Below are 22,592 nucleotides of genomic sequence, written 5' to 3' on the forward strand. Positions count from 1 at the left end.
AGCGGCTTCTCGGTCCGCGAGGTCATCGAGTCGGTCAAGCGCGTCACCGGCCGCGAGATCCCGGTGGTCACCGCCGAGCGCCGGGCCGGCGACCCCGCCGTCCTGGTGGCCTCCGCCGAGCGCGCCCACCAGAGGCTCGGCTGGACCCCCAGCCGCACCAACCTCGACGACATCGTCGCCGACGCCTGGAACTTCACCCTGGAGCACCCCGCATGACCACCTTCCGGACGCTGTTCTCCGCCGACCCCGAGGGCACCTGGGCCGCCCCCGGCCGGGTCAACCTGATCGGCGAGCACACCGACTACAACGACGGCTTCGTCCTTCCCGTAGCCCTCCCCCACACCACCCGCGTCCAGGCCCGCCGCCGCGACGACAGCCTGCTGCGCCTGCACAGCACCCGGGGCGGCGACGAGATCACCACCCTCGACCTCGACAAGCTGGAGCCCGGGACCACCACCGGCTGGACCGCGTACCCCGCGGCCGTCGTCTGGGCCCTTCGCGACGCGGGCCACGCCGTCGCCGGTGCCGATCTGCTGATCGACAGCGACGTCCCCGAGGGCGCCGGCCTCTCCTCGTCCGCCGCCCTGCAGTGCGCCGTCGCCACCGCCTACAACGACCTGTACCACCTCGGCCTGGACGGGATGCAGCTCGCCCTGCTCGCCCAGCGCGCCGAGAACGCCTACGTCGGCGTCCCCTGCGGGATCATGGACCAGACCGCCTCCCTGTGCTGCCGCGCGGGCCACGCGCTCCTCCTGGACACCCGCGACCTCACTAGCCGCCAGGTGCCGCTCGACCTCGAAGGCGCCGGCCTGCGGCTGCTCGTGATCGACACCCGGGTCAAGCACGACCTCGCCGACGGCGCCTACGCGAAGCTGCGGGCCGGCTGCGAGCGGGCCGCCGAGCTGCTCGGCCTCGCTGCCCTGCGCGACCTCACGGCCGACGCCCTGCCCGCGGCCCTCGACCGGCTGCCGGCCGAACTGCGGCCGCTGGTCCGCCACGTGGTCACCGAGGACGACCGGGTGCGGCAGGCCACCGCCCTGCTCGACGCCGGCGACCTGGCCGGCATCGGCGCGGTCCTCACCGCCGGGCACGCCTCGCTCCGCGACGACTACGCGGTCTCCTGCCCCGAGACCGACCTCGCCGCGGACACCGCCGTGGCCGCCGGCGCCCTCGGCGCCCGGATGACCGGCGGCGGCTTCGGGGGCTCGGTCATCGCGCTCGTCCACCGGGACGACGCCGACCGCGTCACCGCCGCCGTCACCGCGGCCTTCGCGGCCGCTGGCCACGCCCTGCCGCGAAGCTTCGCGGCCACTCCCGCCGACGGCGCCCGCCGCATCGCCTGACGGGCGTCGACGGGCGGACATGGTCGTGCCCGGGTCCGCCCGTGTCGTGCCCCGGGCGGGCCCGGGCACGACCATGTCCGCGACTGCGGTCCCCGGCCCGTTCAGGGGCGGGGACGTTCAGGGGCGGGGACGGGTGGCGGTGTCGAGGTAGAAGGCGTCGATGGTCTGGACGGCCTGCTCGAACTCGTCCAGGTTGACGGGCTTGGCCACGTACGCGTTGGCGTGGCTGCTGTAGGCGCCGGTGACGTCGTCCGGGGCGGTGGAGGTGGTGAGCACGACCACCGGGATGGTCCGCAGGTCGTCGTCGTTCTTCAGGACCTTCAGCAGGTCGCGCCCGTTCATCCGGGGCATGTTGAGGTCGAGGACGATGAGGTCGGGACGCACGCTGTCCGGGGCGCGCAGGTATTCGAGGGCGGCGACGCCGTCGGTGACCTGGACCAGGTTGCGCTCCCCGCGCTCGGAGAGGGCTTCCTCGATGAGCATCGCGTCGGCGGCGTCGTCCTCCACGAGCAGGACATCGAAGGGGCGGGCGGTGGTCATCATCGGGTGCTCCGCGGGTTCTCGGTCGGGTGGTGGAAAAGCCCCGGCCAGCGCCGGCGGGCACCTTGACGGGTCATGCCGCAGGCGGCGCCGATCTGCGGGTAGCCGGCACCCGCGCGCGCGGCGTCGCCGGCCGCCTCCCGCTGGAGCCGTTCGGTGGCCTGCCGGAGGTGGTCGAGTACGTGGAGCAGGCTCAGCGCCTGGGCGGTGTCGCTCACCGCGGGAGCGGCGGGGACCGCCGTCAGCCGCCCGGCCAGCCGCCGGGCGAGGTCCCCCATCGCGGCGTCCGCGATCGCGGCCGCCTCCTGCGAGGTGGTACGCAGTACGAAGTTCTTGCCGGGCATGTCAGGCACTCTAGGCCCAGAACCAACCCCACGACAACAACCGTTGTCGTCCGCCCTCTAGAGTGGCCTCGCCACATCCGATCGAAGGCATCGGGCGGAGCGAGGAGTTGACACGATGACCGGCGACGACAGTGACCGGAGGTCCGGCGGGGGCCTTGCCACGTGGACGACCCGGCGGTGGCTCCGGGTGGGAGTCACCGCGTCCCTGGTGATCCTCACCCTGCTCGGAGTGGCGGGGGCGTGGGTACTGTCCCGCACCCAGTCGATCAGCACCGACCTGGTGGACGTGCGCTCCCCCGCGCTCGCCAGCGCGTTCCGCCTGGAGTCGGCCCTGCTCAACCAGGAGACCGGGATCCGCGGCTACGGCCTCACCGGCACCCCGGAGTTCATGGCGCCCTACCAGCAGGGGCTCGCCGAGCAGCGGACGGAGACCGCACAGCTGACGGAACTGCTCCACGACGACCCCTCCGGCCTCGCCGACCTGAAGGCCGTGCAGGACGCCGTGACGAGCTGGCAGGAGCGGATCGCCCGGCCGATCACCGCCGCACCACCCGGCACGCCCTCGCCGCTCGCGGCCGGCAGCGCCCTGGAGGGCAAGAACGCCTTCGACGACGTACGGGCCGCCCTGAGCGGCCAGGAGGACCGGCTGCGCGAGGACCGCGACGCCGCGCGGAGCGACCTCGCCGCCATGATGCGGCTGCGGAACTGGGTGTTCGGCGCCGTCGCCGTGCTGATCGCCGCCCTCGCCGCCCTGGTGTTCGAGGGGCTGCGCCGGGGCATCACCGAGCCGCTGGACCAACTCGTCGCGGACGCCCGCACCATCGGCGGCGGCGACTTCGACCACCCCATCACCCCGACCGGCCCCGCCGACCTCCGGCACCTGAGCGGCGAGATCGACTCCATGCGCCGGCGCCTGGTGCGGGAACTGGCCTTCACCGAGGAGGCCCGGCTGCGCCTGGACGAGCAGGCGGCGGACCTCCAGCGGTCCAACACCGAGCTGGAGCAGTTCGCCTACGTCGCCTCCCACGACCTCCAGGAGCCGCTGCGCAAGGTCTCCAGCTTCACCCAGCTCCTCCAGCGCCGCTACGGGGGCCGGCTCGACGCCAAGGCCGACCAGTACATCGCCTTCGCGGTCGACGGTGCGAACCGCATGCAGGTCCTCATCAACGACCTCCTCGACTTCTCCCGGGTGGGCCGGCTCCACCACGCCCACCAGGAGGTCGACCTGGACCAGGTGCTGGAACAGACCCTGGCCGCGCTGAGCGTGGGCATCGAGGAGGCCGACGCGAAGATCACCCACGATCCGCTGCCGACCCTGGTCGCCGACCCCACCCAGATGGGGATGCTCTGGCAGAACCTGATCGGCAACGCGGTCAAGTTCCGCCGCCCCGGCGTGGCGCCGGAGATCCACGTCTCGGCCGTCCGGGAGGACGCGCTCTGGCACTTCGCGGTGACCGACAACGGCATCGGCATCGCACCGGAGTTCGCCGAGAAGGTGTTCGTGATCTTCCAGCGGCTGCACACCAAGGACGCCTACTCCGGCAGCGGCATCGGGCTGGCGATGTGCAAGAAGATCGTCGAGTTCCACGGCGGCACCATCGCCATCGACCCCGACCACCGCGAGGGCGCCCGCATCACCTTCACCCTGGCACCCGAACCGCCGCAGCGCCCCGGCCCGCCGACCGGCGAGACCGCGGCCCGATCCGACACGGAGCAGGCACGATGAGCACGGCCGTGGCAGCCACCCCCGGCGCCGCCCCCGACGAACCGCTGTACCGCGTCCTCCTCATCGAGGACGACCAGGGCGACGCCCTGCTCGTGGAGGAGCTCCTCCACGACACCGGGCTGCGGTTCGAACTCACCACCCGGCCCACCCTCGCCGAGGCCCGCGCCGCCCTCGCCGCCCACCCGGCCGACTGCATCCTCCTCGACCTGCACCTGCCCGACGCCACGGGCACCGCCGCGGTCACCGCCGTCCGCGCCGTCGCCCCCCACACGGCGGTGATCGTCCTCACCGGCTTGGCGGAGGCCCAGGCGGGCACCGAGGCGATGGCCGCCGGCGCCCAGGACTACCTCGTCAAGGGCAAGGTCGAGGCGGACCTGCTGCACCGCACCGTGCGCTACGCCGTGTACCGCAGCCAGACCGAGCGCGCCAGCATCGAGGCCCAGGCCGCCCGCCTGCGGGCCGAGGAGAACGCCCGCCTGGAGCGGGGGCTGCTGCCCCCGCCGATCCTCGGCACCTCCACGGTCACGGTGACCGCCCGCTACCTGCCCGGAGCCACCACGGCCCTGCTCGGCGGGGACTTCCTCGACGTCGTGGAGGGCGACGACGGACTGCTGCACGCCGTCGTCGGCGATGTCAGCGGACACGGCCCCGACGCCGCCGCACTCGGCGTGCTGCTGCGGATCGCCTGGCGCTCCCTGGTACTCGGCGGACACCGCGGCGAGAGCCTGCTCCACCTGATGGAGCGCATCCTGATCGCCGAACGCGGCAACCAGGTGCTCTTCGCCACCTGCACGCTCCTCACGCTCGACCAGAACGCCACCACGGCCACCCTCCACCTGGCCGGCCACCACGAGCCCCTGCTCACCACGGCGCACGGCACCCGTGAGCTGACCGCGGCCCACGGCATCGCCCTGGGCATCGCCCCCGGACTGGGCAGTTGGACCCCGACCGTCATCCCCCTCCCGGCCGACGGCGCGCTCACCCTCTACACCGACGGCCTCACCGAGGGGCACGACGGGACGACGAAGGGACGGCTCGGCGTCGACGGCCTGCTCCGACTGATCGGCACCCTGCCCCCGGCCGACCCGGCCGCCCACGTCGACCTCCTCATCAAGGAGACCCACGCCCTCAACGCCGGCCGCCACACCGACGACCTCGCCGTCCTCCGCCTCGACTGGGGCAGCCGCCCCCCGTCGGACTGACCGGCCGGGGGCCGGGGTCAGGCGCGGTGGTACTGGACCGGGGCGGGGAGGGGGGCGCCGAGGGTGATGGCGGCGTGGCGGGGCCAGTAGGGGTCGCGCAGGAGTTCGCGGCCGAGCAGGACGGCGTCGGCCCGGCCGGCGGCCAGGATCTCCTCGGCCTGGGCGGGGTCGGTGATCAGGCCTACGGCCGCCACCGGCATGCCGGTCCCGTTGCGCACCGCCTCGGCGAAGGGCACCTGGTAGCCGGGGCCGGCGGTGATCCTGGCGTCGGGGGCGATGCCTCCGGTGGAGATGTCCATCAGGTCCACGCCACGGGCCTGGAGCTCCTTGGCGAACCGGACGGTGTCCTCCGACGTCCAGCCCTCGCGGTCGTCCTGCGGGTCCTCGGTGAGCCAGTCGGTCGCGGAGATCCGGAAGAAGAGCGGCAGGTCCTGCGGCCACACCGCCCGGACGGCGTCGACGACCTCCAGCGCGAAGCGGATCCGTCCCTCGAAGGAGCCACCGTAGGCGTCGGTGCGGTGGTTGCTGTGGGGCGAGAGGAACTGGTGGATCAGGTAGCCGTGGGCACCGTGGATCTCGGCGACCTGGAAGCCGGCGTCGAGCGCCCGGCGGGCGGCGTCGGCGAACTGCCCTACGACAACACCGATCTGCTCCTCCGTCAGCTCCTCCGGCGTGGTGTGCGCCGACGAGAAGGGCACGGCGCTCGGGCCGACCGGCGTCCAGCCGTGGGCCTCGTCCGGGCCGATGGCGCGGCCGCGGTCGACCCAGGTGCGCTCGGTGGAGGCCTTGCGGCCGGCGTGGGCGAGCTGGATCGCGGCAACCGTGCCCTGCGCCTTCAGGAAGGCGGTGATCCGCCGGAACGCCTCGACCTGGGTGTCGTTCCAGATGCCGAGGTCGTACGGGCTGATGCGGCCCTCCGGGCTGACGGCGGTGGCCTCGGTGACGATCAGCCCCGTGCCGCCGGTGGCGCGGGCCGCGAGGTGGGTGAAGTGCCAGTCCGTCGGGACACCGGCCCCGTCGCCGTCCGGCACGGCGCTGTACTGGCACATCGCCGCCATCCAGACACGGTTGGGGACGGTCAGCGACCTCAGGGTGTACGGAGTGAAGAGAGTGGTGCTCATGTCGGGTCTCCTGAATGAGGCGGCGGCGCCATCCATATACTTGCAGTCACGCCCTACTGCGTACGACAATAGTTGCACACGCCTCATTACGGCAAGGGGCGACCTTCGCCGCCCCGGAGCGCCCCGCGGACAGCCGGACCGGCCCGGTCGCCCGCGCTACGGGAGGAGCGCCTGGATGCCCAGGACGGCGGCGCCCCGGGCCCACTCCTCCCACGGAAGCGGACGCAGGGTCAGCGGGCACTTCGCCGCCGCCTTGAAGCAGTGCGCGGCGTACGCCTCCCTGATGTGGATCCCGAAGAGGTCGTAGGTGTCGAGCCCTTCACCGGTGACGACGACGCGCTCGGGTCCGAGGAGGCTCACCAGGGTGGCGATGCCGACCCCGATGGCCCGGCCGGCCGTGGCGAAGGCCTCCCGGGCGGCCCGGTCGCCGGCCCGGGCGAGCTGGACGACGTCGTCGAAGTCGAGGTCCGCGCGGCCGGTCGCACCGCGGGCCGAGGCGAGGATGGCGCCGCCGGCCGCGAAGACCTCGACGCAGCCGACCCCGCCGCAGTGGCAGGGCGGGCCGTCCGGGTCGATGCTGATGTGCCCCAGCTCGCCGGCGACCCCGTAGGCCCCGGTGACCAGTTGGCCGTTGACGACCAGCCCGGAACCGACCCCCGAACCGATCGTGACCAGCGCGAAGTTCTCCGTCCCGATCCCCTCGCCGAACCAGTGCTCGGCGGCGGTCAGGGCCTTGACGTCGTTCTCCACCGTGACGCTCAGCCCGGTCGCCCTCGCCAGTTCGTCCGCCAGCGGGACGTCGCGCCAGCCGGGAAGGACGGAGTACCGGACGAGGCCGGCCGACCGGTCCACGTCACCGGAGACCGCGACCCCGAGGCGCCTCGTACGCTCCCGGAACACCGGGTCGGCGTCGAGGAGTTCCTCGACGAGTTCACCCAGCAGCCCGCAGACGGCCTCCGGGCTGCGGTCCTCGCCCAGCTGACGGCCGCCGGTGACCCGCAGACCGGCCCGCAGGTCGCAGACCACGCCGAACAGGGCCTCGCCGCTGATCTTGATTCCGACGAAGAACTCCCGGTCCACCGTGACGGCCAACGGGTTGACCGGGCGGCCGGCCCCGGGCGCGGTACGCTCCGGGGGGAGTTCGTGCAGATAGCCGTCGACGATGAGCGGCCTCGCGGCCTTGGTGACGGCGGTCGAGGACAGGCCCGTTCGACGGGCCAGTTCGACCCTGCTGAGCGGACTCCCGGCCAGCAGGAGGGCGAGGACGGCGGTCTCGGCCGGGGCCGTGACCAGCGGCTGCGCGTGATTCGGGAACACCACCGCAACGTACTCGCAAATAATTTACTTTGTCCAGTATTAAAGTACGCGGCCGGGGTCGTTCCGGTGCCGGGCCCGCTCACCGCCGTGGAGGCCCGGCCGCGCCGGCTACGGCGTGGCGGGCCCGAGACGGCCGGGCGGGCCCGCACTCGCGTCCCGGCACCGGGCCACGGGTCAGGCGGTCAGCACCCCCGAGCCGAGCAGGCCGAGGAGGATCACGCCGATGGCGATCCGATAGGCGACGAAGGCGTTGAAGGAGTGCTTGGCGACGTACTTCAGCAGCCAGGCGATCGAGCCGTAGGCGACCACGAAGGAGACCGCGGTGCCGACGACCAGCGGCGTCGTGCTGACCCCGGCGCCCAGGGCGTCCTTCAGCTCGTACAGGCCGGCGCCGGTGAGGGCGGGGATGCCGAGGAAGAAGGAGAGCCTGGTCCCGGCCACCCGTTCGAGGTCGAGCATCAGGCCCGCGGACATCGTCGCGCCGGAGCGCGAGAAGCCGGGGAACAGCAGCGCGAGGATCTGCGCCGAGCCGACGATCATCGCGTCCTTGAAGCCGGTGTCGTCCTCGCCGCGCTTGTGGCGGCCCATCTGGTCGGCCGCCCACATCACGCCGCTGCCGACGATCAGGGAGCCGGCCACCACCCAGAGCGAGGCCAGCGGGCCCTTGATCAGGGGCTTGGCGGCCAGGCCGACCACGACGATCGGAACCGTCGCGAAGATGACCCACCAGGCGAACTTGTAGTCGTGGTGGTACCGCTCCTCGCGGTTCACCAGGCCGCGGCCCCAGGCGGAGACGATCCGCACGATGTCCTTGAGGAAGTAGAGCAGCACGGCCGCGATGGCGCCGACCTGGATGACGGCGGTGAAACCGACGACGGAGGCGTCGTCGACCGGGATGCCCATCAGCCCCTCGGTGATCTTCAGATGGCCGGTGGAGGAGATCGGCAGGAACTCGGTCACCCCCTCCACGACTCCCAGGACAACGGCCTGTCCGACGGTGATCGCGCTCACGTGCACCTTCCCAGTGGTGTCGGCACTCTCCCGGGGGCCGAGGTGCGGCGCTCCGGGCCATCGCATACGACGACAGGAATGTAGACGTAAGCGGCGGCGCCGTCCAACCGGCTCGGACGCTCGATCGGCTGGCGCCCCGCACCGGACCCGTTGACGTAGTTAGTGATTACCCACTAACTTGCCCGCATGGTCAGGATGAGCGCAGAGGACAGGCGCGAGAGCGTGGTCCGCGCGGCGATCGCCGAGTTCGCGCGGCGCGGATACCACGGCACCTCCACGGAGGCGATCGCCAAGCGCGTCGGCGTCTCGCAGCCCTACCTGTTCCGGCTCTTCCCGAGCAAGAAAGCGATCTTCGTCGCCGCCTCGCTCCGCTGCATCGAGGACACCGGCCGGGTGTTCGAGGAGGCCGCGAAGGGGCTGGCGGGCAAGGAAGCCATGCGCGCCATGGCGAGGGCGTACATGCGGCTGATCGCGGACGACCCCGAGAAGCTCCAGATGCAGATGCAGACCTACATCGCCGTGGCCTCCGTCGAGGCGGACGGGGACAGCGGGTTCGGCGAGACCGTCCGGGCCGCCTGGACGCGGCTCTGGGACGCCGTGAACCTCCCGCTGGAGGCCGACGGCGACGAGACCACGAGGTTCCTGGCCTACGGCATGCTCATCAACACCCTGATGGCCATGGGGTTCCCGGCCGGACACCGGGTCTGGGAGGGCATCCGCCTCGACCAGGTCGTAGTCCCGCCGGAGGCGTAGGCGCGGGCGTAGGCGCGGGCGTAGGCGCGGCCGGATCCGCCGGGGCGGCCCGCGCCGCCGCGGCATCCGGGGTCTGTCACGGGCCGCAAAGTTAGTAAGCGATAACTACATCCAGAACACGCATCAACCGCTGGGGGGAAGCAATGTCACAGCAGCAGACGGCACGCCGAGGGGGTGTCACCTGGGCCCTCGTGATCACCGGTACCGCCGGATTCATGTCGGCCCTCGACAACCTGGTGGTCACCACCGCCCTGCCCGCCATCCGCGAGGACCTCGGAGGAGGGCTGGACAGCCTGGAGTGGATCGTGAGCGCGTACACGCTCACCTTCGCGGTCCTGCTGATGTTCGGCGCGGCGCTCGGTGACCGGTTCGGCCGCAGGCGGCTCTTCCTCGCCGGTATGACCGTCTTCACGGTCGCCTCCGCCGCCGCGGCCCTCGCGCCCGGCATCGACTCCCTGATCGCGGCACGCGCCGTCCAGGGCGTCGGCGCGGCCGTCATGATGCCGCTGACCCTGACCCTGCTCAGCGCCGCGGTGCCCCCCGAGAAGCGCGGGATGGCCTACGGCATCCTCGGGGCCGTCAACGGACTCGGGGTCGCCCTGGGTCCGCTCATCGGCGGCAGCCTCACCGAACACGTCTCCTGGCACTGGATCTTCTGGCTGAACGTCCCGCTGGGCCTCGCCGTCCTGCCGCTCGCCCGCCTCCGCCTCGCCGAGTCCCACGGCGACGGCGCCACGCTCGACATCCCCGGCACCCTCCTCGTCAGCGGCGGCCTCTTCGGGATCGTGTACGGCATGGTGCGCGCCCCCTCCGACGGCTGGACCGACTCCTCCGTGCTGACCGGCCTGGTCGCGGGCACCGCGCTGCTGGCCGCCTTCGTGGTGCACGGCATCCGCGCCAGGAACCCCATGCTCCCCATGCGGCTCTTCCGGTCCCGTGCCTTCTCCGCGATCAACGCCGCGAGCCTGCTGATGTTCCTGGGCATGTTCGGCTCGATCTTCCTGATCAGCCAGTACATGCAGGGCGTCCTCGGCTACTCGCCGACCGAGGCCGGGCTGCGGATGCTGCCCTGGACCGGCATGCCGATGCTCGTCTCCCCCTTCGCCGGCATCCTCTCCGACCGGTTCGGCGGCCGTCCGGTGGTGGCGGCCGGCCTGTTCCTCCAGGCCGCGGGCCTCGGCTACATCGCGGCCGTGGCCACCCCGCACACCTCGTACGCCGCCCAGCTGCCGGCCCTGATCATCAGCGGCGTCGGCATGGCCCTGTTCTTCGCACCCGCCTCCAACCTGGTCATGTCCAGCGTCCGCCCGCAGGAACAGGGCATCGCCTCGGGGGCCAACAGCGCGCTTCGCCAGGTGGGCGGGGCGCTCGGCGTGGCCGTCATGTCGTCGGTCTTCTCCGCCCAGGGCGGCTACGAGAGCGCGCAGCGCTTCGTCGACGGCCTGTACCCGGCGGTCGTGCTCGGCTCCGTGACGGTGGCACTCGCCGGTGTGGCGGCCCTGCTGCTCCCGGCCCGGCGCCCCGCCGCGGGGGGCAAGGGCACGGACCCGGGCACCGCGAACCAGGCGCCGGTCCTGGAGCCCACCGCGCTCTGAGCGGCGCGTCCCTGAACACCGCGTCAGCGGAAGCACCGCGCCGGCGGGAGCACCTCGCGGACCGGTCGCCCCGGGGTCAGCCCCCGGCGGCGACCGGTCCGGCCGAGCGGTGCTCCTGCGGGCTGACGCCGTGCACCCGCTTGAAGGCGGTGGAGAGGGCGAACGGGCTGCCGTAGCCGACCCGGTGGGCGACGGAGCCGAGCGTGGCGGCCGGGTCGTGCAGCAGGTCGGCGGCCAGCGCCAGCCGCCGGCCGGTGAGGTAGGACATCGGCGGTTCGCCGACCAGTTCGGCGAACCGGCGGGCCAGCGCGGCCCGGGAGACGCCGACCTCGGCGGCCAGGCCCGCCACCGTCCAGGGGCGGGCGAGGTCGCCGTGCAGCAGCCGCAGCGCGTGACCGACCAGCGGGTCGGTGTGGGCGCGGTACCAGGCCGGGGCGTCGGACTCGGGCCGGGCCAGCCAGGTGCGCAGGGTGGCGATCAGCAACAGGTCCAACAGCCGGTCCAGTACCGCGTCCTGCCCCGGCAGGTCCTTGCCGATCTCCTCGCCGAGCAGGTCGATCAGCGGGGAGTGCCAGGAGTCCGCGGTCACCACCAGGAGCGGGGGCAGCGCCTCCAGCAGGCCCCGGCTGACCTCGCCGCGCAGCTGGTACGTCCCGCTGAGCAGCACGTCCGGGCCGTCGGTGGCATCGCCCCAGGTGCGGGTACCGAGCGCCATCGTCTCGCACAGCCCGTCGCCGGCCGGGGTGCTGGAGCTCTGGTCGGGGTGGACCACCACCCGGGGCGGGGTGGTGGGGGTGTCGGCGAGCACGTACGCGTCCGGGCCCCGGGCGATCGCCACGTCCCCGGTGGCGAGCCGGACGGCGGCGCCGTGGTCGGGCAGCACCCAGGCGGTGCCGCGCACGGGTGTGATCAGGGTGAGCGGTGCCCGGTCCTCGACCCGGATCGCCCAGGGCGGGGTGAGGACCGAGCGGATCAGGAAGGCGCCCCGGGCCCTCGGCCCCGCCAGCAGTCCGGCCAGTGCGTCCATGGCGCCCGAGTGTAGACGCCGGGTGTGGACGCCCGCGTATGCGGTCGAGTGGCTCGGCGATGGTGCGGGCACCCGCCGGGGCGGTTGACTCAGGGGTGTCGGACAGCGGGCGTTCACTACGGGGAGTGTGTGGGATGGCGGGATTCAGAAGTGCGGTACTGCTGGCGGCGACCCTGGCCATGGGACTGAGCGCGGGTCTGTTCTTCGCCTTCTCCTGCTCCGTCATGCCGGGGCTCGGCAAGGCCGACGACCGGACCTTCGTGGAGACCATGCAGCGGATCAACGTGGCCATCCTGAACGGCTGGTTCATGCTGGTCTTCCTCGGCGCGCTCGCGCTCACCGTGCTCGCCGTGGTGCTGCAGTTCCGCGGCGGCGACCGGCGGCTGCTGCCCTGGCTGATCGCGGCGGCGGTGCTCTACACGGTGGTGCTGGTGGTCACGGGCGCGGTGAACGTCCCGCTCAACGATCAGCTGGCGGCGGCCGGTTCGCTCGACCGAATCCCGGACCTGGCGGCCGTCCGGGAGACCTTCGAGAGCAGCTGGGTGGGCTGGAACACCGTGCGGACGGTCGCCGCGACGGCCGGCTTCGGCTGCCTGCTGGCCGCCTTGGCGACCGGCGCGCGGAGCGCGCTCTGACGGTGCGCGGGGCCGTCGCGGTCGGCGGGAGGCGGCCGGCCGCGCCCGAAACCCCGGCGGGGCAGGCATGGAGCACCGCCCGGTGGGCATCCGCGCAGGGACCCGGAACGCCCGGGAGCTGCAACGGAGCGAGAGGAGCCCGCCGTGAGCGACCCCCGCACGGCGCCCAAGGTGCCCGACCTGCCGCCCGCCGAGGGCACGGAGGCACCCGACATCCCCGCGGCCGGTGGCGAGGAGGGCCGGACCCCGGCCGGAGGGCCGACCGCCGACCGGAACGGCTCGGCCGCGGAGACCACCAGGGCCGAGAACGAGGACGAGCCGCCGGACTGACCGGCGGCGCGGACGGAGCCCGAAGAGCGCGGGCGCTCCCCCCGGAGCGCCCGCGCCCGCGTGTGCGCCCACCTCTGCGCGCGCACACCGGAGCACCGCCCGACCGGCTCGGGCTGTCGTGCACCGGAGCCGCCCCCGACCTCGCGGAGCCCGCGGACTCCGGCAACGTCTGCCGGTCCCAGGGGGTAAACGACTGGGTCCGGGACGCGCCGTTCCGCGATCATGGAGCGGACACCCCCTGCCGACGAGGAGCCCCACCCCATGGCCGCGCCCGCCGACCCCACGGTCCTCCACCCGCTGCCCGAGCACCCGAGGGTGGTGCTGCTCAAACCGCTGGTGAAGTCCCCGCTGATCGAGGTCGGGGAGTACTCGTACTACGACGACCCGGACGACCCGACCGCCTTCGAGACGCGCAACGTGCTGTACCACTACGGGCCGGAGAAGCTGGTGATCGGCAAGTTCTGCGCGCTGGGCACGGGCGTGCGCTTCCTCATGAACGGCGCGAACCACCGGATGGACGGCCCGTCCACCTTCCCCTTCCCCACCATGGGCGGCTCCTGGGCCGACCACTTCGACCTGCTCACCGGGCTGCCGAACCGGGGCGACACCGTGGTCGGCAACGACGTCTGGTTCGGCCACGGCGCCACGGTGATGCCCGGGGTGCGGATCGGCCACGGCGCGATCGTCGCCGCCGACGCCGTGGTCACCGGCGACGTCCCCGACTACGGCGTCGTCGGCGGCAACCCGGCCCGTCTCATCCGCACCCGCTACGGCGCCGAGGACGTCGCCCGCCTGCTGGCGGTGGCCTGGTGGGACTGGCCAGCGGCGCACATCACCGAGCACGTGCGGACGATCATGGCGGGCGGCATCGCCGATCTGGAGGCCGCCGCGCCGCCCGGCGGTTCCTGATCCGGAGCCGGACGCTAGTCCACGGCCCGGCGGGCGACCAGGTTCCCGATCGCCGCGTAGACGATCGCCGGGATGCCGTAGTCGAGCAGGATCTGGACGGTCTGGCTGGAGACGGTGAAGAGCCCGCGCGACCAGGCGGCGAGCCAGTCGGCCGCGGAGTGGAACCAGCCGACGACGGTGTTTCCCTGATTGGCGCTGAGCAGGTCCAGGATGACCCAGACGACGAGAATGCCTGCGACGATGTGGGCCGCTGCTCTGATGGCCGAATTCATTCCTCTCATGGCCACCGCTTAGCCCGTGGCGGCTTCGGCAAACCGGCCGAGGCCCGGTCAATTCCCTTGACCCTCAGGGCTGTTGTCCTGGCGAAGGTGCGTCCGGGGCCCGGGGTGGACCGTCCGGACCAGCCGCCGCCCCAGCACCAGGTAGCCGAGCAGCGCGCCGAGGGTGTTGAGGATGACGTCGTCGATGTCGAAGGCCCGCCCGGTGATGAGCGCGCCCTGGACCAGTTCGACCAGCACCATGACCGCCGCCGTCCTGATCAGCACCCGGAACAGTCCGCGGGCCCTCGGCCACAGCACCGGGAGCAGCAGCCCGAACGGCACCCCGAGCAGCACGTTCCCGCCCACCTGGCGCAGCGCGTCCAGCGTGACGGCGTGCAGCAGGTAGTGCCGCAGCGAGTCGCCGGGGCGCAGGTTGCTGTGCACCCGGCCCACGGCCCCGGGCTCGGGCACCAGCGTGATGCGGGCCAGGAGGACGGCCAAGCCGACCATCGCGAGGAAGGCGGCGAGGAGGATGAGCCACCGGCCGACCGCCCAGGTCCAGGACCGCCGCTCTGGCGCCCGCTCCTGCGCACCGTCCGACTCACCGATCGGCGGTTCCCCGCGGTCGGGCTGCGCCGGACGGCCGCGACGTCGCAGCCGTGCCGCCAGGGCCCACCGGGTACCGCCCCGGGGCCCGTCCCCCGCTTCCGTGTCGATCAGCTCTTTCGTCACGACTCCCCCGCCCGCTCAGGTGGTGCGCGACCGCCCGCCTACCCGCGCCGCGCCACCTCATGCCGCGTGTCCTCCTGCCGTGCGCGGGGCCGCCGGATCGGTGGCCGCCCCGGCGACCGCGCCACGGGTGCGATGCTTGAGTTCGCCCGGTGGTGTGCACGGTCCGCGGAAAGCGGGGCAGGTTCCTGGGGAACGGTCGGAGCGGTCGGTTCGAGCGAAAGGTGGCCGGGGTGGACGGCGGAAGCGTGTTCTGGTGGGTGGCCGGCGGGATCGTCGCGGTCACCGTGGTGGTGGCGGTCGTCCTGGTGGTCAAACTGGTCCGGGCCCGGAGACTGCTGGGCTCGGCCGGCATCCCGATGTCGAAGAAGGTGCTCTTCTGGGCGTCCATCGCCTATCTGATCAGCCCGGTGGACCTGCTGCCCGACCCGATCCTGCTGGATGACATCGGCTTCCTGCTCGTGGCCCTGCGCTCGTTGAACAAGGCCGGGCTCCGGGCGGGTGTCGGCCCCGCGGTCCGCAGCGCGGCCGGTTACGCGGCCGCACGGCCGAGGCAGCGGCCGGAGGGTCCGGCGTAGCACCCGGGCGGAACCGGTCGGGCGGGCACTCAGCCCGCGCGGGGCCTCAGCAGGTCCTGGACGAGGGTGTCCACCAGGGCGGCGGAGACGCGCGACCCCGTCAGGGCGCAGTAGACGACCGGGCCGACGAGGCCGTCGACGACGGCGTCGGGGTCGAGTCCGGGCGAGAACGCGCCCGCGTCGATCCCGCGGACGACCAGGTCGCGCTCCCGACCGCGGCGAGGGCCGAGGTAGCGCTCCTGGAGGCGCTCGGCCGTCCTGGGATCATGCTGCGCCTGGGCGAGCAGCGCGAGCAGGACCCGGCCGGCCGGGTCGACGGCGAGGAACTCCGCGAACCGGGCCAGGTAGGCGCGGACGGTCTCCGCCGTGGGCGCCTCCTCGGTCGGGACGGGGAGCTGCTTCTCGGTGTCCTCGATGAGCGTGTCGAGCAGGATCTCGACCTTGGAGGGCCACCAGCGGTAGATCGTCTGCTTGGCGACCCCGGCGCGGCGCGCGATCGCCTCGATGGTGAGAGCGCCGAACCCGTGCTCGACCAGCAGGTCGTCCGCGGCGTGGAGCACGGCCTGACGTGCGGTCTCGTCGCGCCGGTTGCCGGAGTGGGGTCTGCGGGGCGCGGAGCTCGTGGCGGGCATGCGGGACACAGTACCGGGACCGGCCCGAATCCTGTTGTCTAGACGCAACGACTCGTCTAGGTTGAGTCCCCCAACCATCAGGGAGCGCCTGTGTCCGCCACACCCACCGCATCCGCCCGCCGGGCCCTCGTCGTCGGAGCCTCCCGGGGCCTGGGGCTCGTCCTCGCCGACGAACTCGCCCGACGCGACTGGCAGGTGATCGCCACCACCCGCCGGGACAGCGCCGGACTGCGGGCGATCGCCGACGCCCGGAACGGCCGGCTGCGGATCGAGTCGTTGGAGATGACCAGCCCGCGAGAGCTGTCCGCCCTGCGCGAGCGCCTGGACGGCCGCCGGCTCGACCTGCTCTTCGTCAACGCCGCGATCAACCTGAGCAACCTGCCGATCGACGAGGTCCCGACCCACGAGTTCACCGAGGTGATGATCACCAACGCGCTGAGCCCCCTGCGCGCCCTCGCCGCCCTCCACGACCTCGTCGTACCCGGCGGCACGGTCGCCGTCATGTCCTCCGACCAGGGCAGCATCACCCGGAACACCGAGGAGGGCTACGAGCTCTACAAGGCCAGCAAGGCCGCCCTGAACCAGCTGATGCGCAGCTACGCCACCCGCCAGGCCGGCGACGGCCGGACCAAGCTGCTCATCGACCCCGGCCACAACCGGACGGAACTCGGCGGCTTCGACGCGCCGCTCGACCCCCGGGAGAGCATCCCCGCCGTCGTCGACGTCCTCGAAGCCCAGGCCGGCACCCCCGGCCTCCAGTTCCTGGACCTCCACGGCGAAGCCGTCCCCTGGTAGCCCCCGGGGTCCACCGCGTCCCGCCCGGCGAGGGCCGCCGGGCGGGACGGGGCGGGGGCCGCCGGGCCGGGAGGGTGGCGGGTCAGTGGAGGACGTCGAGGATCTGCTTCTGGAGGCCGTTGGAGTAAACCTCGTGCTCGACGAGCTGCAGCTTCTGCGCGTCCTTGTCCGTGGTGCTGAACAGGCGCTTGCCGGCGCCGAGCAGCAGCGGGTAGACGAGCAGGTGGTAGCGGTCGATCAGGCCGGCGTCGGAGAGGCCGTGGTTCAGGGTGGCGCTGCCGTGGACGATGATCGGGCCGCCCTCGGTCTCCTTGAGCGCGGCGACCTCGTCCAGCGAGCGCAGGATGCTGGTCTCGCCCCAGTTCGTGACCAGCTTGTCCTCGGTGAGCGTGGTCGAGACAACGTACTTCGGCATCGTCCGGTAGCGGGCGAACTCCGCCATGTCCGGCCAGACGGGGCTGAAGGCCTCGTAGCTGGTGCGGCCCAGCAGGATGGCGGTGGACTCCTCCTGCTCGCGCCCCTTGATCTCGAAGGCCTCGGGGAGGAACTCGACGTCCTTGAAGGTCCATCCGGAGTTGCGGTAGCCGGGCTCGCCGCCCGGCGCCTCGACGACTCCGTCGAGGGAGACGAACGCGGTGCTGATGAGAGTGCGCATGGTGGTCCTCGGTGTCGTTCTCGGGTGTGGTCGGGATATCCGGGCGGCGGTCAGCCGAGTACTCGTACGAGCCACCGCCGCCAGGCGTCCTCGGCTCCGTCGGTGTCCGCTCCGAACAGGTGGTGGAACATCAACGCCGTTCCGGCGCCGTGGTGGAAGGTGTAGAGGCCGTCCGCCGTGCGCAGCCCGAAGCGTTCGTCGTCGGCCCAGACCACCTCGCCGTCCAGCGGCGGCAGGCCGGCCGGCTCGGCCTGCGCCCGGGCGCCGACGGTCACCGGGGTGGGCAGCGACAGGGCGCCGGCGAGGGCCGCCCGGACGTCCTGCGCCGTCCGCCGGCCGGTCGGCGCCGCGGCGAACACCGGGACGGCCGTGCGGGCGGCGAAGTGGGTCAGGTACTGGGCCAGCGTGCCCAGGTGGAAGGGCCAGCCGCGGCGCAGCGCGTCGTACTCGTCCTGCCAGTCGTCGCCGAGGAGGCCGCTGTGGACGACGCGCAGGACGGTGGCGGCGCCGCCACGGCCTTCGACGAGGTACTCGAAGGCCATGAAGCGGCCGTCCTCGCCGGGTGACGTGCGGGTGGCCAGCCGCTTGCCGGGTTCGTAGGCGGTGACCAGGGCCTCCTCCCGGTGGCCGCCGGTCTCCATGGCCGCCGTGCCGCCCTCACGCGGTTCCACCTCGTTGCGGCCCATGAACCAGGAGTCGATCCCCGGGCCGGTGGCGATCGCCTCCCAGACCTGTTCGGGGCTCGCCGGCAGCGTGGTCTCCAGCTCGATCTCGAACGGGTGCGTCATCGTCGGTCCTCCTCCGCCGCTTCGGAGTTCGTCGCCGGGGGCGCCCCGGTGGCGCCCGGCGGCCCGGCCGGGTCGGGGATCTGGTGCAGCCCGACGACCACCCGGTGGGTCCGGCCGCCCGGCGCGCTCTCGTCGTGATAGCGGCCGACGAGGGCGGCCACGGTCCGGGACAGCTCGTCGGCGAAGGCCGCCCGGTCGGCCGCCGAGGCGAACCGCACCTCCGCGTCGATGCCGAAGGAGGCGACCCGCCGGCCGGCCCGGGAGGCGCCGGTCAGCAGTTGCCCGACCTCCTGGACCAGCCGTGACCCCAGGGCCAGCAGCCAACGGGCCGAGAGCTGGTCGGGCGAGCGGGCCGGGTCCGGGCGCACGGCGGCCAGGGCGAGCGGGGAGATCACGTAGGAGGCGGCGGTGGCGCGGTACACCCGTTCGGTGACGTTGCCCTTACGCCGTTCCTCGGCGAGTTCGACGAGCCCGTGACGCTCCAGCTCCTTCAGGTGGTAGTTGACCTTCTGCCGGGGCAGCCCGAGGCGGCCGGCCAGCATGGTGGCCGAGCCGGGCTCGGCCAGGGCGGCGAGGATCCGGGACCGGATCGGGTCCAGGGAAGCCTCGGCCGCGGCGGGTTCTTCGATCACAGCGACGTCCAGCACCCCTCCAGAATGCTTCCGACAGGATTCTTTGTCAAGACAAGGCAATCTGTCGGCGAGCGGGCGCGAGCAAGGTCCCGGGGCTCTCGTGACCGCCGGGGGCCGGACACGCGACCGCCGTCCGGCCCGCGCTCCGGAGCGCGGGCCGGACGGCGGTTCGCCGGCAGGCTCAGTACGGCCGAGCTCGTACGGCCGCTCAGGACGACAGGCCGTGCGCTCGGGCCTCGGCGGTGCCCTTCAGGTCGCGCAGCCAGGATTCGAGGCCCTGCGCGAGGATCTCGGTCGCGGCGGGCACGTTCGCATCGACCTGGGGCCCGATGTGGGTCTCCTCGGTGCGCACCAGGACACCGCCCCTGACCTTGACGAAGCTCCACACGTGGACGCCGTCGATGTGCAGGCCCGCACCGATCGCGGGGCCGGTCCAGCGGATGCAGGAGTCGCGCTTGAGCTGCTCGACGGTCGAGGTGATCACCAGGTTGGTGGCGGGGGTCGAGGGGTTCGGGGGCACCGGCGTCGTCCACCGGAAGGCCGAACCCCTGCGGAGCGGGCCGTCGTCGAGGCGGTCCGCCGTCGTGACGGGGGGCAGCCAGGCCGGCCAGCGCTCCACGTCGGTCTGCAGCGTCCAGACGACGCCCAGCGGCGCGTGGATCATGGTCTCGGTCCGGTGGCGGACGAGTGCGTCGGGGTCGACGCCCTTCCCGCCGCAGGTCAGGGACGCACCGGGCCGGGAGCCGGGCCCGGTGGCGGCCCCGGCGGGCAGGGCGGCCGCGCCGAGCAGGCCGACGACGAGCGGGACGGTGCACAGGGCGGCACGGAGGCCGGTGCCGCGAATGCCGGACATGGGAATCCCCTTGATCGGTCGTAAGGCGGACATGGCCCATCGGGTGCGCGGCGGGCGTCGGGCCCGGCGCGGCGGGCGGTGTTCGGTGGGGCACGTCACCGGCCGGGGCGGCGCTGCTTCCGGGCCCGGTGGAGGGTGGCGAGGAGGGCGGCGGACGCCGCCACGATCAGCCCGGCGAACCCGGGGTGCATGTCCTTGGACAGGCTCTGCGCCCCGTCGGGCCGGACCAGCCACACCACCAGTGGGGCGGCGTACACGGCGGCGAGCAGGAAGACCGCCCGCCGCACCGCCCGGTCACGGACGGACCGGAGGGCGCCGACGAGGGCGAGCACCACCGGGAGGACGGCGAGCAGCGCGAACTGGCCCACCACCAGCAGCGAAACCGCCCAGGCGGCGAACGTCACCGACCTCGGGACGGGCCGGTCTCCACGCCGACCTCCACGCCGACCTTCGTGCCGGTCTTCTTGCCGGTCTTCGCGGGCGTGGGGCGACTGGACCGTGGCGGCCATGAGGGTCTCCTTGGATCGGCGGAGTGCACGGCGGCACCACGCATGCCAGGCTGAGATAGATAGATGCTCACGTGTTCGTTAGAAGTTGTAACGCAGAACGACCCTGAGGGTCAATAGTGTTAGTGATAGCTTCTAACAAAACCTTGACCATATAGCTCGCTTGAGCGGGATCACACCCGGCGTGGGAGCAGGCACTCCGGGCAAGCGCTTGGTACTGCTGTCGGACACACCGAAGAGAGGACCGCGGCCATGACCACACCCGACGACACCGAGGAGCCGGACGAGGAGACCCGCGAGCGGTCCGCCGAGGAGCGCTCGATCGTGGCCCCCACCCCGGCGGACGTCCGCGCCAAGGCGGAGGACGGCGACGACGAGGAGCCCGAGCCGCCGGCGGCGGACACCCAGGCGCCCTGACAGGGGCTCAGACCGGGGCGCGCGCCCCACTTCGCACCAGGGGGTGGGCGCCCCGGGCAGCCGGCGCGTCCGGTTCCCAGCCCCGGACCACAGGAGTCAGGAGTTGTTCATGGTTGACCACAGCAGGGGTGACGACGTCTACCAGCCCGTCGGCGACGACGAGCAGGAGGACGCGACGCCGCTCGACCTCCAGGACGCACTGGACGAGCGCACGTACGACGACATCCTCGACGAGGGGTACTCACCGCCGGAGAAGCCGCTCGGCGTGACCGGCGCGGGAACCACCCCGGCGGAACAGCGCGAGGGCGAGAGCCTCGACGCCCGGCTGGCCCGGGAGCTGCCCGAGGTCGCCGACGGCGAGGGCGACGGCATCGGCGACCTGCCGGGCGGGGAGGGCGAGCTGCTGGACGCCGAGGCCGGCGACCGTCGGGCGGGACGGCTCGTCGCACCGGACGAGGGGGCTCACGCGCACACCACCAAGGGCATGTTCGCCTCCGACGTCGGCATCGACGGCGGCGCCGCGGGCGCCGAGGAGGCGGCCATGCACATCGTGCCCGACGAGGAGTGAGCACGCTGGGCAGCGGGATCGAACACGGCCCGTCATACCTGTCCCGTCGGGGTTTGAGCAGGTGAGCGGCTGTCCACACACCAGGTAGGGCGTCGTCGTGCCTCCGGGCGGGGCCCAGTAGGCGGCGGCGCCCGCAGGCCCGTCACCGCACGCGGAGCACCGGCCCGGCGCGGACGCCGGCGGGCCGCCGACGGGGGCGAGAGAGGACAGCCGCCATGGCCCGACCCGTGTGGACCGGAGTCCTGACCTTCGGCCTGGTCACCGTTCCCGTCTCCCTGTACACCGCGACGCAGTCCCACGACGTGCGCTTCCACCAGCTGCAGCGCGGCACCTCGGACCGCGTCCGCAACAAGCGGGTCAACGAGCGTACCGGCAGGGAGGTCGACTTCGGCGAGATCGTGAAGGGCTACCCGGTCGCCGAGGGCGAGTACGTCGTCGTGGAGCCGGACGAGCTGGAGCAGATCTCCCCCGGCCGCTCACGCACCATCGACATCGCCGGCTTCGTCGACCTCGCCGAGGTGGACCCGATCTTCTTCGACAAGACCTACTACCTCGGCCCCAAGGGCAAGGAGTACCAGAAGGTCTACGCCCTCCTCGTGGAGTCCCTCGACCACGCGGGCAAGGTCGGACTGGCGATGTTCGCGATGCGCGGCAAGGAGTACCTGACCGCCATCCGCTCCGAGAACGGCCTGCTGGAACTGCACACCATGCACTTCGCCGACGAGGTCCGCGACCCGCGCCGGGAGATCGACGACCTCCCCGAGAAGGTCGAGCTGTCCACCCAGGAGATCAAGACCGCCGAGCAGCTCATCGGCATGCTCGCCGTCGACTGGGACCCGGGCGAGTGGCACGACACCTACGAGGACCAGGTCAAACAGCTCATCGAGGACAAGCTCGCCGGCCGCGAGATCGCCGTGTCCAGCGGCCCGGCCCCCGAGGCCACCAACGTCATCGACCTCATGGACGCCCTGCGCCGCAGCCTCGACAGCGCCGGCAAGGGCGACTCCGCGGAGGCGACGAGGAAGTCCTCCCGGAGCACCGCGTCCTCCGATAAGGACCGGGCACCCGCGAAGACCGGTGGAAAGAAGACCGGTGGAAAGAAGAGCACCGCCTCCGGCGGCTCCACCTCGAAGCCCGCCGGCGCGGCCGAGGCGTCGGAGCTGTCCGAGCTCACCAAGGCCGGGCTCTACAAGCTGGCCACCGAGCTGGACATCCCCCACCGTTCCACCATGAACCGTGAGGAGTTGCAGGAGGCCGTCGGCAAGGCGCGGTCCGGCCGCCGGCTCAAGGCGGTCTCCTGACGCCCTCGGGCGGTACCACGGCCGT

27 protein-coding genes and 1 pseudogene are annotated in these 22,592 nt (G+C 72.9%); 14 read left to right on the forward strand and 14 right to left on the reverse strand.

Annotated elements, in window-relative coordinates; translation table 11 throughout:
• Positions 1-216, forward strand: a pseudogene (locus ACZ34W_RS20010) (UDP-glucose 4-epimerase GalE); the annotation flags it as partial.
• Positions 213-1,343 carry a galactokinase gene (galK, locus tag ACZ34W_RS20015; protein ID WP_465605853.1) on the forward strand — a complete coding sequence of 377 codons (1,131 nt, stop codon included), beginning with the start codon at positions 213-215 and terminating at the stop codon, positions 1,341-1,343. The pseudogene ACZ34W_RS20010 and the gene galK, both read left to right, overlap by 4 nt.
• 117 nt (positions 1,344-1,460) lie before the next feature.
• Here the strand turns inward: galK and ACZ34W_RS20020 are convergent, their stop codons facing one another.
• Positions 1,461-1,886, reverse strand: a complete 426-nt coding sequence (locus ACZ34W_RS20020; protein WP_329485594.1) for a response regulator — start codon at positions 1,884-1,886, stop codon at positions 1,461-1,463.
• Positions 1,883-2,227 carry a hypothetical protein gene (locus ACZ34W_RS20025; protein ID WP_329485595.1) on the reverse strand — a complete coding sequence of 115 codons (345 nt, stop codon included), beginning with the start codon at positions 2,225-2,227 and terminating at the stop codon, positions 1,883-1,885. The genes ACZ34W_RS20020 and ACZ34W_RS20025 overlap by 4 nt, the downstream gene beginning before the upstream one ends.
• Positions 2,228-2,342: 115 nt before the next feature.
• On the opposite strand from ACZ34W_RS20025, the gene ACZ34W_RS20030 reads away from it, so the two are divergent.
• Both ACZ34W_RS20030 and ACZ34W_RS20035 read left to right on the forward strand, forming a co-directional pair.
• Positions 2,343-3,953, forward strand: coding sequence for a sensor histidine kinase (locus tag ACZ34W_RS20030; protein WP_465605856.1), 1,611 nt, complete (start codon positions 2,343-2,345; stop codon positions 3,951-3,953).
• Positions 3,950-5,155, forward strand: a complete 1,206-nt coding sequence (locus tag ACZ34W_RS20035) for a PP2C family protein-serine/threonine phosphatase (protein ID WP_329485598.1) — start codon at positions 3,950-3,952, stop codon at positions 5,153-5,155. Before ACZ34W_RS20030 ends, ACZ34W_RS20035 begins: the two co-directional genes overlap by 4 nt.
• Positions 5,156-5,172: 17 nt before the next feature.
• On the opposite strand, the gene ACZ34W_RS20040 is transcribed toward ACZ34W_RS20035, so the two are convergent.
• From ACZ34W_RS20040 to ACZ34W_RS20050, 3 genes are all read right to left on the reverse strand, one after another.
• Entirely contained in the window at positions 5,173-6,276 is a 1,104-nt protein-coding gene (locus tag ACZ34W_RS20040) for an NADH:flavin oxidoreductase/NADH oxidase (RefSeq protein WP_465605859.1), read from the reverse strand.
• Positions 6,277-6,432: 156 nt separating this feature from the next.
• A complete protein-coding gene (locus tag ACZ34W_RS20045) occupies positions 6,433-7,593 on the reverse strand; it encodes an ROK family protein (RefSeq protein WP_465605861.1) in 1,161 nt (386 codons plus the stop codon).
• A gap of 174 nt (positions 7,594-7,767) precedes the next feature.
• Entirely contained in the window at positions 7,768-8,604 is an 837-nt protein-coding gene (locus ACZ34W_RS20050; protein WP_465605863.1) for an undecaprenyl-diphosphate phosphatase, read from the reverse strand.
• Positions 8,605-8,790: 186 nt separating this feature from the next.
• On the opposite strand from ACZ34W_RS20050, the gene ACZ34W_RS20055 reads away from it, so the two are divergent.
• Positions 8,791-9,357, forward strand: a complete 567-nt coding sequence (locus ACZ34W_RS20055; RefSeq protein WP_465605865.1) for a TetR/AcrR family transcriptional regulator — start codon at positions 8,791-8,793, stop codon at positions 9,355-9,357.
• A gap of 143 nt (positions 9,358-9,500) precedes the next feature.
• Positions 9,501-10,952, forward strand: a complete 1,452-nt coding sequence (locus ACZ34W_RS20060) for a DHA2 family efflux MFS transporter permease subunit (protein WP_465605867.1) — start codon at positions 9,501-9,503, stop codon at positions 10,950-10,952.
• A gap of 76 nt (positions 10,953-11,028) precedes the next feature.
• Here ACZ34W_RS20060 and ACZ34W_RS20065 read toward each other — a convergent pair whose 3' ends face one another.
• Entirely contained in the window at positions 11,029-11,979 is a 951-nt protein-coding gene (locus ACZ34W_RS20065) for an AraC family transcriptional regulator (RefSeq protein WP_465605869.1), read from the reverse strand.
• A gap of 134 nt (positions 11,980-12,113) precedes the next feature.
• Here ACZ34W_RS20065 and ACZ34W_RS20070 point away from each other — a divergent pair, with 134 nt between their 5' ends.
• The 3 genes from ACZ34W_RS20070 to ACZ34W_RS20080 all read left to right on the forward strand — a co-directional run bounded on the left by ACZ34W_RS20070 (position 12,114) and on the right by ACZ34W_RS20080 (position 13,853).
• Positions 12,114-12,614, forward strand: a complete 501-nt coding sequence (locus ACZ34W_RS20070; RefSeq protein WP_465605871.1) for an anthrone oxygenase family protein — start codon at positions 12,114-12,116, stop codon at positions 12,612-12,614.
• Between the two features lie 144 nt (positions 12,615-12,758).
• Entirely contained in the window at positions 12,759-12,944 is a 186-nt protein-coding gene (locus ACZ34W_RS20075) for a hypothetical protein (RefSeq protein ID WP_329485606.1), read from the forward strand.
• A 261-nt stretch (positions 12,945-13,205) separates the two neighbouring features.
• A complete protein-coding gene (locus tag ACZ34W_RS20080; protein ID WP_465605873.1) occupies positions 13,206-13,853 on the forward strand; it encodes a CatB-related O-acetyltransferase in 648 nt (215 codons plus the stop codon).
• Between the two features lie 14 nt (positions 13,854-13,867).
• Here the strand turns inward: ACZ34W_RS20080 and ACZ34W_RS20085 are convergent, their stop codons facing one another.
• On the reverse strand, positions 13,868-14,125 hold the full coding sequence (locus tag ACZ34W_RS20085) for a hypothetical protein (RefSeq protein WP_465605875.1): 258 nt from the start codon (positions 14,123-14,125) through the stop codon (positions 13,868-13,870).
• Between the two features lie 57 nt (positions 14,126-14,182).
• Entirely contained in the window at positions 14,183-14,845 is a 663-nt protein-coding gene (locus ACZ34W_RS20090) for a VanZ family protein (protein WP_465605877.1), read from the reverse strand.
• 230 nt (positions 14,846-15,075) lie between these two features.
• Here ACZ34W_RS20090 and ACZ34W_RS20095 point away from each other — a divergent pair, with 230 nt between their 5' ends.
• The gene (locus tag ACZ34W_RS20095; RefSeq protein ID WP_352295504.1) at positions 15,076-15,420 is read left to right on the forward strand and encodes a YkvA family protein; all 345 of its coding nucleotides are present in this window, start codon (positions 15,076-15,078) and stop codon (positions 15,418-15,420) included.
• A gap of 29 nt (positions 15,421-15,449) precedes the next feature.
• Here the strand turns inward: ACZ34W_RS20095 and ACZ34W_RS20100 are convergent, their stop codons facing one another.
• Positions 15,450-16,052: a TetR/AcrR family transcriptional regulator gene (locus ACZ34W_RS20100; RefSeq protein ID WP_329485612.1), complete on the reverse strand. Its 603-nt coding sequence runs from the start codon at positions 16,050-16,052 to the stop codon at positions 15,450-15,452.
• Between the two features lie 90 nt (positions 16,053-16,142).
• Between ACZ34W_RS20100 and ACZ34W_RS20105 the strand changes: the two genes are divergently transcribed.
• Complete coding sequence (locus tag ACZ34W_RS20105; RefSeq protein ID WP_352295500.1) at positions 16,143-16,847, forward strand: SDR family NAD(P)-dependent oxidoreductase; 705 nt, start codon at positions 16,143-16,145, stop codon at positions 16,845-16,847.
• Positions 16,848-16,929: 82 nt separating this feature from the next.
• Here the strand turns inward: ACZ34W_RS20105 and ACZ34W_RS20110 are convergent, their stop codons facing one another.
• The 5 genes from ACZ34W_RS20110 to ACZ34W_RS20130 all read right to left on the reverse strand — a co-directional run bounded on the left by ACZ34W_RS20110 (position 16,930) and on the right by ACZ34W_RS20130 (position 20,179).
• Positions 16,930-17,502, reverse strand: coding sequence for a dihydrofolate reductase family protein (locus ACZ34W_RS20110; protein ID WP_396490269.1), 573 nt, complete (start codon positions 17,500-17,502; stop codon positions 16,930-16,932).
• A 50-nt stretch (positions 17,503-17,552) separates the two neighbouring features.
• Positions 17,553-18,290: an SRPBCC family protein gene (locus ACZ34W_RS20115; RefSeq protein ID WP_465605880.1), complete on the reverse strand. Its 738-nt coding sequence runs from the start codon at positions 18,288-18,290 to the stop codon at positions 17,553-17,555.
• Positions 18,287-18,937: an ArsR/SmtB family transcription factor gene (locus tag ACZ34W_RS20120; protein ID WP_465605882.1), complete on the reverse strand. Its 651-nt coding sequence runs from the start codon at positions 18,935-18,937 to the stop codon at positions 18,287-18,289. Before ACZ34W_RS20120 ends, ACZ34W_RS20115 begins: the two co-directional genes overlap by 4 nt.
• Positions 18,938-19,130: 193 nt before the next feature.
• Positions 19,131-19,775, reverse strand: a complete 645-nt coding sequence (locus ACZ34W_RS20125) for an SRPBCC family protein (protein ID WP_465605884.1) — start codon at positions 19,773-19,775, stop codon at positions 19,131-19,133.
• Positions 19,776-19,870: 95 nt separating this feature from the next.
• Entirely contained in the window at positions 19,871-20,179 is a 309-nt protein-coding gene (locus ACZ34W_RS20130; RefSeq protein ID WP_465605886.1) for a hypothetical protein, read from the reverse strand.
• A gap of 354 nt (positions 20,180-20,533) precedes the next feature.
• Here ACZ34W_RS20130 and ACZ34W_RS20135 point away from each other — a divergent pair, with 354 nt between their 5' ends.
• The 3 genes from ACZ34W_RS20135 to ku all read left to right on the forward strand — a co-directional run bounded on the left by ACZ34W_RS20135 (position 20,534) and on the right by ku (position 22,567).
• Positions 20,534-20,698 carry a hypothetical protein gene (locus ACZ34W_RS20135; RefSeq protein ID WP_352295488.1) on the forward strand — a complete coding sequence of 55 codons (165 nt, stop codon included), beginning with the start codon at positions 20,534-20,536 and terminating at the stop codon, positions 20,696-20,698.
• Positions 20,699-20,807: 109 nt separating this feature from the next.
• On the forward strand, positions 20,808-21,266 hold the full coding sequence (locus tag ACZ34W_RS20140) for a DUF5709 domain-containing protein (RefSeq protein WP_465605889.1): 459 nt from the start codon (positions 20,808-20,810) through the stop codon (positions 21,264-21,266).
• A gap of 215 nt (positions 21,267-21,481) precedes the next feature.
• Positions 21,482-22,567, forward strand: coding sequence for a non-homologous end joining protein Ku (ku, locus tag ACZ34W_RS20145; protein WP_465605891.1), 1,086 nt, complete (start codon positions 21,482-21,484; stop codon positions 22,565-22,567).
• Positions 22,568-22,592: the final 25 nt, after the last annotated feature.

The sequence above is a fragment of the Kitasatospora sp. NPDC022856 genome, assembly GCF_055561235.1.